Genomic DNA, 12,379 nt, shown 5'->3' on the forward strand with positions numbered 1-12,379 from the left:
GGCTTCGTCTGTTTCGTGCCCATCGGCTCCGGCCATCGGCCGGGCGGCTCAGAAGCCCCCGGTCTGCTCGTCCCGACGGCGCTGCCAGCGCTGCTCCACCCGGTCCATCATCCCGGCCTTGCGGCGCGGGGCGGCGGCCGGGCCGGCCCCGGTGCCCTGGCCCGCGGGCCCCCGGCGCCAGCCGGTCACGGCGAACACCGCACATCCGAGCATCACCAGGAAGCCCACGACGCTGACCCAGATCTGATCCGGCACGACCATGCCGCCCATCAGCAGGCCGATGCCCACCACGAAGCCGGCGACGGCCAGGTAGACCCGCCGACGGGTGTAGGTGCGCAGCCCGGTTCCCTCAAGCGCAGACGCGAATTTGGGATCTTCGGCATACAGCGCTCGCTCCATCTGGTCGAGCAGTCGCTGCTCGTGCTCCGAGAGCGGCACGGAGTCCTCCTACTCGTCGGTCGCGCGTGCGACCGGTCCGCCCACCCCGGTCGGGGAGGCAAGTCCAATCAGCCTTGGGGCACACGGTCGGACGCCCGTGCGGGGGACCCGGCCCGTGTCGTCCATATGCCCCACGCGTCCGGCTGTCATGCTTTCCGGCTTTACCCAGATCATACGGTCCGTGGGCCCGTTACGGAGTGGTCTGCGCCGCGTGGGACGGGCCACTTCGAGCGGGGACGGCCGCATCGGAGTCAACGCGCCACGCCCCGGACAAGTGCCCGATCGGATGGAATCGTCCCGGACCTGGGCAGGTTTGCCACCGGGCGGCGCGGAGCAACCGGGGGCCGACCGGCTCACTGACGGGCTACGGGCGGGGAACCGCCAGGCCTCCGGGACGCGAACCGCCGCCGTACGGTGTGCGAAAAAACCGTACGACGGTGGCAGGGTTCGTGAAGGGGCGCACGCGCCCTGAGAGGAGCGCGTGCCGGACGGAACGCCTCAGGCCAGGGTGGCCAGCAGGTGCAGCTGGGTCGCCACGGCGTGGAACGCGGGCTGCTCGGCGGCAGCCTCCTCCAGCTTCAGCAGCGCGTCCAGGGCACCCGGCTCGGCGTCCACCAGCACCCCGGGGACGAGGTCGGCGAAGACCCGTACGCCGTGCACCGACTCCACCCGCAGGCCGGCGGCCTCGGCCAGCCGGCCCAGCTCCTCGCCGGTGAAGCGGCGCGGCATCGGGTCCTGCGCGCCCCAGCGGCCGTCCGTGGCGGAGAGCACGGTGCGGGCCTCGTTGAAGTGGCCGGCCAGCGCGCGGGCCAGCACGGCGCCGTTGCGGTTGGCCGCCAGCAGGCTGACCACACCGCCCGCGCGCAGGGTGCCGGCCAGGCTGCCGAGCGCCTCGGCCGGGTCGTCCACGACCTCCAGCACGCCGTGGCAGAGCACCGCGTCCACGCTGCCGGGAGCGACCAGCTCGGGCAGGGTCTGGGTGTCGCCCTGGACGGCCCGCACCAGGTCCGTCACCCCGGCCTCGGCGGCCCGGCGCTCCAGGGCGAACAGGGCGTCCGGGCTCGGGTCGACCACGGTGACGCGGTGGCCGAGCTTGGCGACCGGCACGGCGAAGTTCCCGGTGCCGCCGCCGGTGTCGACCACGTCGAGCACCGGCTGGTCCAGCTCGGCCGCCCGCTTCTCCAGGGCTGCCCGGACCACCTCCCACACCACGGCGGTACGCAGGGCACTGCGGGGACGCGTCGGGTACAAGGTGGGGCTCCTTGGCACGTGCAGTTCGATCAGGATGCCTCCACCTTAGAGCCTGGCGGGGACCCTGTTAGGCCGGCGGCTCGTCGGCTTCCAGTGGCAGCCGGGGCGGGGGCGGCGCGGCGGGCAGGCCGAGCAGCCGCTCGACCAGGCGCAGGAAGAGGGCGGAGTTGCGGATCAGGTCGTCGGCGTCGCGGGCCGAGGCGGCGCCCCTGATCCCGGCCTCGGCGGCGGCCCGGCGGCGGGCGCCGGCGCCGTAGTAGAGCGCCCATTCGGCGAGTTCCGGGGCCACCTCGGGCAGCACCTCCCAGGCGCTGCGGATGGCCTTGCGGCGGCGCGGACTCTTCTCCGGGCGGCCGCGCACCGCCAGGACGGCCGCCACCGTGCGCAGCGCGGCCAGGTGGGCGGTGGCGTAGCGCTCCAGCGGGTCCTCCAGGGCGCCGGCCCGGACGAGGGTGCGGTGGGCGTCGGCGAGCAGGTCGAGGGCGGCCGGCGGCGCGGCGGTCCGGCGCAGCACGGGGTGGACGTCCGCTCCGGCGGGGCGTCGGGCGGACGGACCCGGGAGCTGCGGCGGGGCGGCGGAGTGGAGGCGGGCGGTGACGGGCTCAGGACGACTGATGGTCATGGTCTCCCCCGTTCCGAGGCAGCGCGCGGACCGGGTGGTCCGTGCCCTTCCATCGTGAACGGCACCACTGACAATCCGGCCCGGAAGGCCGCTCCTGCGGCGCGAAGGTGCCGTTGGGAGTCCGGAAACGGGGTAGCGGCGGCGGGCGCGGCCCTCCCCCGGTTCCGCGCCGCCGCCGTGTCGTCGCTCCGCCGGTCCACCCCCTGGCCGGCGGCGGCGAACTCCCCCTCGCGGCCGGTCTCCCCCCGGCCCGCTCCGCCGCCCCGTGTCGGCGGTGCGGGGACCACGACCAGCCCCGTGGCGGTCCGTCCGCCGCCTCCCCCGGCCTGCGCGGCCGGGAGACGGACGGATCCGCCGCCCGGGCGGGCCGGGCGCCCGACGCGCCGCCCTCCCGGGTGCCACCACTCTCCCGTCCGCGCAGGTCGTCGGCCATCCGCTGACGTACTCAACCGCGAATCTGAGTATCCGTACTCAGTCCGTCCCGGCCCGCCGTCCGCCGGAACCGCGACATGCGTCCACGGCGTCCCGGGTGCCGGTACGGTACGGCGGGGCCGGGCGGAACCGGCCCCGCCGGACGAGGAGCGGACGCGATGACGAGGAGGGGGACGCGATGACGGTCCTGCCGCTGATCTTCACCAGCGGGCTGGCCAGCGGCATCAACGCCTACGCGGTGGTGCTGCTGCTCGGCCTGCTGGGCAGGTTCGGTGACGCGGACTCGGTGCCGCAGGCGCTGGAGCGCACGGACGTGCTGGTGGTGGCGGGCGTGCTGTTCGCGCTGGAGGCGGTGGCCGACAAGATCCCGTACGTGGACAGCGTCTGGGACGTCGTGCACACGGTGATCCGGCCGATCGCCGGTGCCACCGTCGGCGTGCTGATCGCGAGCAACGACCCCGGTTCACTCAGCGAGGTCGCGGCCGGCGCGATGGGCGGCACCTCGGCGCTGGTCAGCCACCTGGTGAAGTCCTCGCTGCGGATGGCCGTCAACACCTCCCCGGAACCGGTCAGCAACATCGTGGTCAGCATGGCCGAGGACCTCTCGGTGGCCGGCCTGGTCACGCTGGCGATCTTCCACCCCTGGCTGGCCGCCTCGGTCGCCGCCGCGGTCCTGGTCGCCGGCCTGCTGCTGGTCCGGCTCGCGATCACGAAGATCCGCGCCTTCCGGGCCCGCCGCCGCGAGCGCAGGGCCGCCCGGGCGGCGGGCGCTGCGGGCACGGCGTAAACCTCGTCCTAGGATCGGGGCCATGGCAAAGATCGTCGTCATCGGCGCAGGAATGAGCGGGCTCGCGGCGGCCTCCCGGCTGGCGACCCTCGGCCACCGGGTGACGGTCTGCGAGGCGGGCGGCACGTACGGGGGCATGGTCGGGCGGTACGAGCGCGACGGCTTCGCCTTCGACACCGGCCCCGGCCTGCTCTCCCTCCCGGCCGTCTACCGCGACCTCGCGCTGAAGACCGGCAAGGAGCCGCTGGAGCAGCTGGTCGAGCTGGCCCCGGTCGACCCGGAGAGCCGGCACCTGTTCCCCGACGGCACCGCCGTCACCCTGCCCAACGCCTCCCGCGGCGGTGTCAGCCAGGCCCTGGACGCCGCCTTCGGCGCCGGCTCCGGCGCCCGCTGGAGCGAGGTGATGAACCACGGCCGGACGGTCTGGGAGGCCACCCGCCGACCGCTGCTGGAGGAGGCGCTCCCGGCCGACCTCGGTGTCCTGTCCCCGGCCGGCCGGGCCCGGGTGGACACCGACCCGTACCCCGTGCCGCCGCGCACCGGCCTGGCCCGGCTGCGCCGCCCGCAGCCGTGGAGCCTCGCCGACGTGGCGCGGCGGCAGCTCGGCGGCCACCCCGGCCTGACCGCCCTGCTGGGCGAGCCCGCGCTGCGGTACGGCCTCCTGCCCGGGCAGGCCCCGGCGGGGGCCGCCGTGCTGCCGTACATGGAGCAGTCCTTCGGCGTCTGGTACGTCCGGGGCGGCCTGCGCGCGCTCGCGGACGCCGTGTACCGGCGCTGCGAGCTGCGCGGGGTCGAGTTCCGCTTCGACACCCCGGTCACCCGGGTGGTCGTGGAGAACGGCCGGGCGTGCGGGGTCGGGACGGCGGACGGCCGGATCGACGCGGACCTGGTGATCTCCGCGATGGACACCCGCGCGCTGTTCCGCCACGGCATCGCCGAGTGGCCGGGGGTGCCGGCCGAGGACTGGGAGCCGTTCGAGGTGCCCGGCCGGTTCAGCGTGCTGCTCGCCCTGCGCGGGCCCCGGCCCGAGGGCACCGCGCACCGGACGGTGGTCCACGCGGTGGACCCGGCCGCCGAGGAGAACGCCCTCACCCTGTCCGCGCCGCTGTGCGAGCGTCCCACCGTGCAGGTGCTCCGCCCGGACGACCCGGCGCTGCGCCCCGACGACGCCCACGAGGCCGTGGTGCTGACCGCGACCGTCCCGGCCCAGGAGGAGGACGTCGACTGGACCGCCCCCGGTGTCGCCGACCGCTACGCCGACCAGTTGCTCGCCCACGTCGACGCGGCCGGCCTGGGACTGCGCGAGCGGGTGCTGTGGCGGGTCGTGCGCACCCCGGAGGACACCCGCCGGGAGACCGGCGCGCTGTTCGGCTCGGTCGCCCGCCCGGTGCTCGCGGGTTCGTACGCGGGGCTGCACGCCGCCAACGATTCGCCCGTCCCGGGCCTCTACCTGGTCGGTGGCAACGCCCACCCCGGCGGCGGCCTCGCCCGTGTCGGCATGTCGGCCTGCATCACCGCCGGGCTGATCGGCCCGGCGTAGGGCCCGGCGGCCCGGCCCGGTCGGCCTCGACTGCCGGGCCCCTGCCGGGTCAGCCCTGGTGCCAGGTGTTCTGCTGCTGGTAGCCGTAGTTCTGGTCGTACGCCGGCTGCTGCGGGATGCCCTGGGCCTGCGGGTCGGGCTGCGGCTGCCACTGCTGCTGGGGCTGGGCGTTCGGGTCCCAGGTCTGCTGGTGCTGCGGCTGCTGGTAGCCCGCGTACGGGTCCTGCTGCTGGTCCTGCTGCTGCGGGTAGCCGCCGTACGGGTCCTGCTGCTGGGGGTAGCCGCCGTAGGACTGCTGCTGGTCGTAGGCGTAGGCGGGCTGCTGCTGGGTCTGCCACTGCTGCTGGTCGTAGCCGGACTGGTAGGCGGCGGCGTACGGGTCCTGGTGCTGCTGCTGGACCTGCGGCTGCTGCTGCTCGTAGTACCCGGGGGCGTAGACGCCGTCCTGGGCGAGTTCCTGCATCTCGAAGGCGGCGGTCTGCTCGACCTCGGGCACCTCGTCGGGCACCTCGACGGGGACCGGCGCGGAGGCCCGGGTCTCCTCGACGGCGCTGACCTCGCCGACCCGCTTCCTGGCGACGGCGACGGCCGCCACCGCGGCGGCGCCGCCGGTCAGGGCGCCCAGCAGCGGCACCTTGGCGAGCGGGCCGGGCAGGCTGCCGTCGGCCTTCCGCAGGGACCAGCCGGCCTGGTGGCCGCGCTTGACCGCGAGGGTGACGAAGGTCTGGCCGACCGCGAACAGCGCGGCGCCGGCCCCGATCACCACGACCGAGCCGAGGACCATCCCGGCGGCCACGCCCACGAAGCCGGCCAGGGCCAGGGCCCGCCAGTGCAGCGGCGCCCGGTTCTGCAGCAGCACCTCGGCGACCAACCAGAGCGCCACCACCGCCAACGCGGTGTACAGCAGCAGGTATCCGATGCCCATCCGCCCGCTACCTCCAGTCGCGTACCCGCGCTCGTGCGCCGCGCGTGTGCGGCGACTGTACCGGTTCAACGGCCGGGGTACCGCATCGCGTTCCCGCCGCCCCGGACGACGGCCGCACACGACCGGGCCCGTCAACGTCGGTGCGGTGACGGGCTCGTGAACACCCGGCGTCGGCGCTGCGCGGGCGCGGGCCCGGCCCGCCGGTCAGCGCTGGTGCAGCCCCAGGTTCTGGTAGATCTCCAGCGTCGCCGTCGAGTGGTTCAGCGTGATGAAGTGCAGACCGGGCGCGCCCTCGGCGAGGAGGCGCTCGGCCATCGCCGTGGCGTGCTCCATACCGATGGCCCGCAGCGCCGCCGGGTCGTCGATGGCCGCCCGCAGGCGGGCCTCCAGGTCGGCGGGGAAGGCCGAGCCGCTGAGCTGGGGGAAGCGCTCCAGCTGCTTGGCGTTGGTGACCGGCATGATCTCCGGGATGATCGGCGTCTCGCAGCCGGCGGCCGTGACCCGGTCGCGCAGCCGCAGGTAGTCGTCCACCTCGAAGAACATCTGGGTGATCGCGTAGTCGGCCCCGGATCGGATCTTCGCCACGAAGTGCCGGATGTCCTCGTCCCAGTCGGTCGAGCGCGGGTGCATGTTCGGCGAGGCCGCGACACCGACGCAGAAGTCGCCGATGCCCTTGATCAGCTCCACCAGCTCGTACGCGTAGGTGACGCCCTCGGGGTGGCTGACCCACTCGCCCATCGGGTCGCCGGGCGGGTCGCCCCGGACCGCCAGGACGTTCCGCACGCCCTGGTCGGCGTACTGGCCGATGATGTTGCGCAGCTCCGCGATCGAGTGGTCCACCGCGGTGAGGTGGGCGACCGGGGTCAGGGTGGTCTCGGTGGCGATCCGGCCGACCATGTTGACGGTGCGCTCGCGCGAGGAGCCGCCGGCGCCGTAGGTCATACAGACGAAGTTCGGGTCGAGCGGTTCGAGCCGACGGATGGCGTCCCAGAGTTTCTGCTCGCCGACCTCGGTGCGCGGCGGCATGAATTCGAAGGAGAAGGAGCGCTTTCCGGCCGCCAGGAGGTCGCGCACCGTCAGTGCGCGATCCGTTCTCGTGGAAGCGATACCGAGTGCCATGCTGGCAGGCTATCCGGCGTTCGAAGGGGCCGGACAACCGTATTCCACCTATTGAGACAAGAGATGGAAGACGTTCCGGTTCGCCCCGACCCCGTCCCGCGGCGCCTCCTCCGAGCCCCCGCGGGGCCGCTCGCACACCCGTTCCCAGCCGCACCGTTACGCTTGCTGCACCCCAGAGAACCAGCGGAGCCCCATCGTGACCTCGTCCAGCACCCGGCCGGCCAACCCCAGTGCGGCCAACCCCATTGACGTGGAGGACGTCCGCACCCGCGTCAACGCGGCGCTCGCCGCGTTCATGGACGGCCAGTCCGTGCTGCTCGACAAGATCTCGCCCCGGCTGGCCCCCGCCGCCGACGCGCTGCGCGACTTCCTGCTGGACGGCGGCAAGCGCCTGCGCCCGGCCTTCTGCTACTGGGGCTGGCGCGGCGCCGGCGGCCCGGCCGGGGGCGCCACCGGTGAGGCGATCGCCAACGCCGCCGCCGCCCTGGAGCTGCTCCAGGCGAGCGCCCTGGTGCACGACGACCTGATGGACCGCAGCGACACCCGCCGCGGCCTGCCCTCGGTCCACCGCCGCTTCGAGGCGCTGCACCGGGACAGCGGCTGGCGCGGCGACCGCGAGCAGTACGGCACCTCGGCCGCGGTGCTGCTCGGCGACCTGCTGCTGATCTGGTGCGACGAGCTGTTCCTGCGCTCCGGCCTGGAGCCGGCCGCCGTCCTCGCCGCCAAGCCGGTGTTCGACCTGATGCGCACCGAGGTCATGCTCGGCCAGTACCTGGACGTCCTGGAGCCGGTGGCCGGCGACTCGACCGACGAGGGCGCGCTGGACCGGGCGCGGACGGTGCTGCACTACAAGTCCGCGAAGTACACCATCGAGCGGCCGCTGCAGGTGGGTGCGCTGCTGGCCGGTGCCGGGCCGGAACTGGTCGAGGCCTACGGGGCGTTCGGGTTGCCGCTGGGCGAGGCCTTCCAGCTGCGCGACGACCTGCTCGGCGTCTTCGGGGACCCGGCCGTCACCGGCAAGCCGGCCGGGGACGACCTGCGCGAGGGCAAGCGCACCCTGCTGGTCGCGCACGCGATGCGGGGCCTGCCGGCCGCCGACGCCCGGCACCTGGACGAGCGGCTCGGCGCGCCGGACCTGGCGGCCCCGGAGGTCGCCGAGCTGCGCGCGCTGGTCGCCCGCAGCGGCGCGCCCGAGCTGGTGGAGCACCGGATCGAGGAGCTGATGCGGCAGTCGCTGGCCGCGCTGGAGGCCGCTCCGCTCGCCGACGACCGGGCCCGTACGGTGCTGCTGGCCCTGGCCGAGGCCGCCACCGTCCGCAAGTACTGACGGACGGCGACGGCCCCGGGGGCCTGCGGGCCCCCGGATCCCGCTGATCCGGGCCGGTCAGAGCGCGGCGCGCACCCGGCGGGACAGCTCGGCGGCGGCCGCCCGCGGATCCGCCGCGGCGGTGACGGCCCGCACCACGACGATCCTGCGGGCACCGGCGGCCAGCACCTCGTCCAGGTTGCCGAGGTCGATCCCGCCGATCGCGAACCACGGCCGGTCGGTGTCCTGCTTCGCCGCGTACGAGACCAGGCCGAGGCCCGGGGCCGGGCGGCCCGGCTTGGTCGGGGTCGGCCAGACCGGGCCGGTGCAGAAGTAGTCCGTACCGGGTTCGGCGATCGCCGCGTCCACCTCGGACTCGGCGTGGCAGGAACGGCCGATCAGCACGTCCTCGCCGAGGATCGCCCTGGCGGCCTGCACCGGCAGGTCGTCCTGGCCGAGGTGCAGGACGTCCGGCCGGGCCGCGTGGGCGACGTCGGCACGGTCGTTGACGGCCAGCAGCTTGCCGTGCCGGCGGCAGGCGTCGGCGAAGACCTCCAGGGCCTCCAGCTCCTGCTTGGCCTCCAGGCCCTTGTCCCGCAGCTGGACGATGTCCACCCCGCCCGCCAGCGCCGCGTCCAGGAACTCGGCGAGGTCGCCCTGCTCCCGGCGGGCGTCGGTGCACAGGTAGAGCCGGGCGTCGGCCAGCCGGGTACGCAGCGTGTCCGCCGCCATCAGATCAGCATCGCCTGGGCGCGGCGCTTCACCTCGGTGCCGCGGTTCTCCCGCAGCGCCTGGATCGGGCTACCGGGCAGCGACGGGTCCTCGGTGAAGAGCCACTCCAGGATCTCCACGTCGTTGTACCCGCAGTCCCGCAGGACGGTCAGGGTGCCGGACAGGTGCTTGACCAGGCCCGGGCCGTCGATGAACGCCGCCGGGACCTGCAGCGACTTGTTCGGCCCGCGCCGGACGGCGATCAGGCCGCCGTTCTTGACCAGGTCACGTACCTCGGTGACCCGGACCCCCCACTGCTCCGAGATGTCGGGCAGGTACATCCAGTCGGTGACCAGGGCTTCAATCTTGCTTTCGATCTCACTCACGCCACCAGACTGCCACCTCCGCGGCCCACCGCGCACCAGGCACTACCCCGCGACGGCCGACTTCAGCGGCACCGCCGGGTCGCCCGCCCGGGCCGGATCCAGGGCCGTACCGCGCTCGATCAGCCTCCGCCCCTGGGTGAGGTCGCGCGGCCGGTCCACGGCCAGCAACGCGCTCGGCACGCCGTCGCGCAGCCAGAGCACCGACCAGTCGCCGTCCCTCGGGGAGCCGCGCCACAGCAGCTCGTCGCCCTCGGCGTGCCGGCCGGCGTACTGGACCATCCGGCCGAACTGCTCGGACCAGAAGTACGGCACCGGGTCGTAGGCCGGCGCGTCCGCGCCCAGGACGGCTGCGGCCACCGCCTCGCCGGACTGCAGGGCGTGGTCCCAGTGCTGGACGGCCAGCCGGGCCCCGGCCCGGGCCGAGGGGTAGCTGACGCAGTCGCCGGCCGCGAACACCCCGGGCACCGAGGTGCGCAGCCGCCCGTCCACCACGACGGCGCCGGCCGCGTCCAGCTCGACCCCGGATCCGGCCAGCCAGCCGGTCGCGGGGCGGGCCCCGATGCCGACCACCACCTCGTCGGCGGGCAGGTGCGAGCCGTCCGCCAGCAGCACCGCGCCGGGCTGGACGGCGGCCACGCCGACCCCGCAGCGCAGGTCGACCCCGGCCCCGGCGTACCAGGCGGCCATCGCCGAGCCGACCTCGGTCGGCAGCGCGCCGGGCAGCGGCGCCGGGCCGGCCTCGACCACGGTCACCTCGCAGCCCGCCGCGCGGGCCGCGGTGGACACCTCGGCGCCGATCCAGCCCGCGCCGACCAGCACCAGCCGCAGCCCGGGGCGCAGCAGCGCGCGCAGCGCCAGGGCGTCGTCCAGGGTGTGCAGCAGGTGCGCGCGCTCGGCGCCGGGCAGGGCCCGCGGGACGGCGCCGGTGGCGATCACCAGCGAGCCGTACGGGAGGTCGCCGCCGTCGGTGTGCAGCACGCCGGGGGTCAGGCCGGTGGCCCGGCGGCCGGTGAGCAGCTCGATGCCGAGCGGCCCGTAGTCGATGTCCAGGGCGGTGGAGTCGGCCTTGCCGAGCAGCACGTCCTTGGAGAGCGGCGGCCGGTCGTACGGCGCGTGCGGCTCCTCGCCGACCAGCACGATCGGCCCCTGCCGGCCGCCCTGCCGCAGCTTGAGGGCGCACTGCGCCCCGGCCAGCCCGGCTCCGACGACGACCACCTGATCCGTTCCGCTCAGCTCTGCCACGCCCGTCACTGTACTCAGCGCGACGCGGCGGCCTGCGGGCCGTCCGCCCGCTGTACGGGCCTTCGGCCGGGCCGACCCCCGGCGTTAAGGTGGGGGCACCACACGGGAGCCCGGCGCACCGGGCTGAGAGGCGGGCTGGCACGGCCTGCGACCGTCCGAACCTGATCCGGGTCATACCGGCGAAGGGAGAAGAGCAGCTTTGTCACGCTTGCCATCAGGCGCCCACGCCGACGTGCTGGTGATCGGCGGGGGCGTCATCGGCCTCGCCGTCGCCTGGCGCGCCGCGCAGCGCGGGCTGCGGAACGTGATCGTGGTCGACCCCTCCCCCGGCGGCGGGGCCGCCGGGGTCGCGGCCGGGATGCTCGCCCCGGTCACCGAGCTGCAGTACGGCGAGGAGCCGCTGCTCCGCCTCGGGATGGCCTCGAACGAGCGGTACGCGGCCTTCGCCGCCGAGCTCTCCGAGGCGAGCGGCGGCCGGGACACCGGCTACCGCCGCTGCGGCACCGTCGCCGTGGCGCTGGACTCCGACGACCGCGAGGAACTGCGCGAGCTGCACGCCTTCCACCAGCGGCTCGGTCTGGACTCGACCTGGCTGACCGGCCGGGAGGCCCGCAGGCTGGAGCCGATGCTCGCCCCCGGCGTGCGCGGCGGCCTGCACGTCGCGGACGACCACCAGGTGGACCCCCGGCGCCTGCTCACCGCCCTGGCCGCCGCCTGCGAGAACGCGAACGTCCTGCTGCACCGCGCCGAGGCCGTCGAGCTGCTGGTCGAGGGCGGCCGCGCGACCGGCGCCCGGCTCTCGACCGGGGAACGGGTGGGCGCCGGGCAGGTCGTCCTCGCCGCCGGCCCGCACAGCCACCGGCTGCCCGGCCTGCCCGACGGTGTGCTGCCCGCGATCCGCCCGGTGAAGGGGCAGGTGCTGCGGCTGCACGTCCCGGACGCCTACCACCCGTTCCTGTCCCGCAACGTCCGCGCCGTCGTCCGCGGCCGGCACCTGTACCTGGTGCCCCGGGAGAACGGCGAGCTGGTGGTCGGCGCGACCACCGAGGAGCAGGGCTACGACACCACCGTCACCGCCGGCGGGGTGTACGAACTCCTGCGCGACGCCCACGAGTTGGTCCCGGGAATCACCGAACTCCCGCTGCTGGAGACCTCCGCCGGGCTGCGCCCCGGATCGCCGGACAACGCCCCGCTGCTCGGCCCGACGTCACTGCCCGGGCTGGTCGCCGCCACCGGCCACTACCGCAACGGCGTGCTGCTCACCCCGGTGACCGCCGACCTGGTCTCCGAGTACCTGGCCACCGGTGAAGTCCCCGAAACGGCAAGGCCGTTCACGCCCCTGCGCTTCTCCCCCGAACCCCCCGCTGCGAAGGCCTCCGCATGACCGAGATCGCCCCGAACGAGATCACCCCGAACGAGATCGCCCTGACCGTCAACGGCGAGCCCCGCCGGGTGTCCGCCACGACCACCCTCGCCGAGGTGGTGGCCGCCGTCAGCGCCGCCAACACCGGTGTCGCCGCCGCGCTCAACGAGGCCGTGGTGCCCCGCGGTTCGTGGCCCGGGACGGCGCTGGCCGGCGGCGACCGGATCGAGATCCTCACCGCCGTGCAGGGAGGCTGA

At 75.0% G+C, this 12,379-nt stretch carries 13 protein-coding genes and 1 riboswitch; of the genes, 5 read left to right on the top strand and 8 right to left on the bottom strand.

Going from position 1 to position 12,379, the window contains the following annotated elements:
* Nucleotides 1-48: 48 nt before the first annotated feature.
* From ACWGKU_RS14540 to ACWGKU_RS14550, 3 genes are all read right to left on the bottom strand, one after another.
* Complete coding sequence (locus ACWGKU_RS14540; RefSeq protein WP_452180512.1) at nucleotides 49-438, bottom strand: DUF3040 domain-containing protein; 390 nt, start codon at nucleotides 436-438, stop codon at nucleotides 49-51.
* Nucleotides 439-936: 498 nt separating this feature from the next.
* On the bottom strand, nucleotides 937-1,689 hold the full coding sequence (locus ACWGKU_RS14545) for a methyltransferase domain-containing protein (RefSeq protein WP_359897125.1): 753 nt from the start codon (nucleotides 1,687-1,689) through the stop codon (nucleotides 937-939).
* 67 nt (nucleotides 1,690-1,756) lie between these two features.
* Nucleotides 1,757-2,305, bottom strand: a complete 549-nt coding sequence (locus tag ACWGKU_RS14550) for an SAV_6107 family HEPN domain-containing protein (protein ID WP_401055113.1) — start codon at nucleotides 2,303-2,305, stop codon at nucleotides 1,757-1,759.
* Between the two features lie 616 nt (nucleotides 2,306-2,921).
* Between ACWGKU_RS14550 and ACWGKU_RS14555 the strand changes: the two genes are divergently transcribed.
* The gene (locus ACWGKU_RS14555) at nucleotides 2,922-3,530 is read left to right on the top strand and encodes a DUF4126 domain-containing protein (RefSeq protein ID WP_387694812.1); all 609 of its coding nucleotides are present in this window, start codon (nucleotides 2,922-2,924) and stop codon (nucleotides 3,528-3,530) included.
* A 22-nt stretch (nucleotides 3,531-3,552) separates the two neighbouring features.
* Nucleotides 3,553-5,070 (top strand): phytoene desaturase family protein, encoded by a 1,518-nt coding sequence (locus ACWGKU_RS14560; RefSeq protein WP_401051457.1) that lies wholly within the window; start codon nucleotides 3,553-3,555, stop codon nucleotides 5,068-5,070.
* A gap of 49 nt (nucleotides 5,071-5,119) precedes the next feature.
* On the opposite strand, the gene ACWGKU_RS14565 is transcribed toward ACWGKU_RS14560, so the two are convergent.
* Complete coding sequence (locus ACWGKU_RS14565) at nucleotides 5,120-5,995, bottom strand: hypothetical protein (RefSeq protein WP_452180511.1); 876 nt, start codon at nucleotides 5,993-5,995, stop codon at nucleotides 5,120-5,122.
* Between the two features lie 204 nt (nucleotides 5,996-6,199).
* Entirely contained in the window at nucleotides 6,200-7,114 is a 915-nt protein-coding gene (gene metF, locus ACWGKU_RS14570) for a methylenetetrahydrofolate reductase [NAD(P)H] (protein WP_359897118.1), read from the bottom strand.
* Between the two features lie 196 nt (nucleotides 7,115-7,310).
* Here metF and ACWGKU_RS14575 point away from each other — a divergent pair, with 196 nt between their 5' ends.
* A complete protein-coding gene (locus ACWGKU_RS14575) occupies nucleotides 7,311-8,441 on the top strand; it encodes a polyprenyl synthetase family protein (protein ID WP_359897116.1) in 1,131 nt (376 codons plus the stop codon).
* Nucleotides 8,442-8,498: 57 nt separating this feature from the next.
* Here ACWGKU_RS14575 and thiE read toward each other — a convergent pair whose 3' ends face one another.
* Genes thiE through ACWGKU_RS14590 form a run of 3 tightly spaced genes read right to left on the bottom strand, consistent with a single transcriptional unit; the run spans nucleotide 8,499 to nucleotide 10,768 of the window.
* Nucleotides 8,499-9,152 (bottom strand): thiamine phosphate synthase, encoded by a 654-nt coding sequence (gene thiE, locus ACWGKU_RS14580; protein WP_359897114.1) that lies wholly within the window; start codon nucleotides 9,150-9,152, stop codon nucleotides 8,499-8,501.
* Nucleotides 9,152-9,517, bottom strand: coding sequence for an Rv2175c family DNA-binding protein (locus ACWGKU_RS14585; protein ID WP_189915099.1), 366 nt, complete (start codon nucleotides 9,515-9,517; stop codon nucleotides 9,152-9,154). The genes thiE and ACWGKU_RS14585 overlap by 1 nt, the downstream gene beginning before the upstream one ends.
* 42 nt (nucleotides 9,518-9,559) lie before the next feature.
* Nucleotides 9,560-10,768, bottom strand: coding sequence for an NAD(P)/FAD-dependent oxidoreductase (locus ACWGKU_RS14590; protein ID WP_452180510.1), 1,209 nt, complete (start codon nucleotides 10,766-10,768; stop codon nucleotides 9,560-9,562).
* Nucleotides 10,769-10,851: 83 nt separating this feature from the next.
* Nucleotides 10,852-10,964, top strand: a riboswitch (TPP riboswitch).
* Nucleotides 10,965-10,967: 3 nt separating this feature from the next.
* Between ACWGKU_RS14590 and thiO the strand changes: the two genes are divergently transcribed.
* The gene (thiO, locus tag ACWGKU_RS14595) at nucleotides 10,968-12,143 is read left to right on the top strand and encodes a glycine oxidase ThiO (protein ID WP_452180509.1); all 1,176 of its coding nucleotides are present in this window, start codon (nucleotides 10,968-10,970) and stop codon (nucleotides 12,141-12,143) included.
* Nucleotides 12,140-12,379, top strand: a complete 240-nt coding sequence (thiS, locus tag ACWGKU_RS14600) for a sulfur carrier protein ThiS (protein WP_380551970.1) — start codon at nucleotides 12,140-12,142, stop codon at nucleotides 12,377-12,379. Before thiO ends, thiS begins: the two co-directional genes overlap by 4 nt.

It is taken from the genome of Kitasatospora sp. NPDC054768, assembly GCF_053612025.1.

Excerpts from the sequence above, each read along its gene's own strand:
- ACWGKU_RS14555 (WP_387694812.1), top strand. The coding sequence starts at position 2,922 with ATGACGGTCCTGCCGCTGATCTTCACCAGCGGGCTGGCCAGCGGCATC.
- ACWGKU_RS14560 (WP_401051457.1), top strand. The coding sequence starts at position 3,553 with ATGGCAAAGATCGTCGTCATCGGCGCAGGAATGAGCGGGCTCGCGGCG.
- ACWGKU_RS14565 (WP_452180511.1), bottom strand. The coding sequence starts at position 5,995 with ATGGGCATCGGATACCTGCTGCTGTACACCGCGTTGGCGGTGGTGGCG.
- metF (WP_359897118.1), bottom strand. The coding sequence starts at position 7,114 with ATGGCACTCGGTATCGCTTCCACGAGAACGGATCGCGCACTGACGGTG.
- thiE (WP_359897114.1), bottom strand. The coding sequence starts at position 9,152 with ATGGCGGCGGACACGCTGCGTACCCGGCTGGCCGACGCCCGGCTCTAC.
- thiS (WP_380551970.1), top strand. The coding sequence starts at position 12,140 with ATGACCGAGATCGCCCCGAACGAGATCACCCCGAACGAGATCGCCCTG.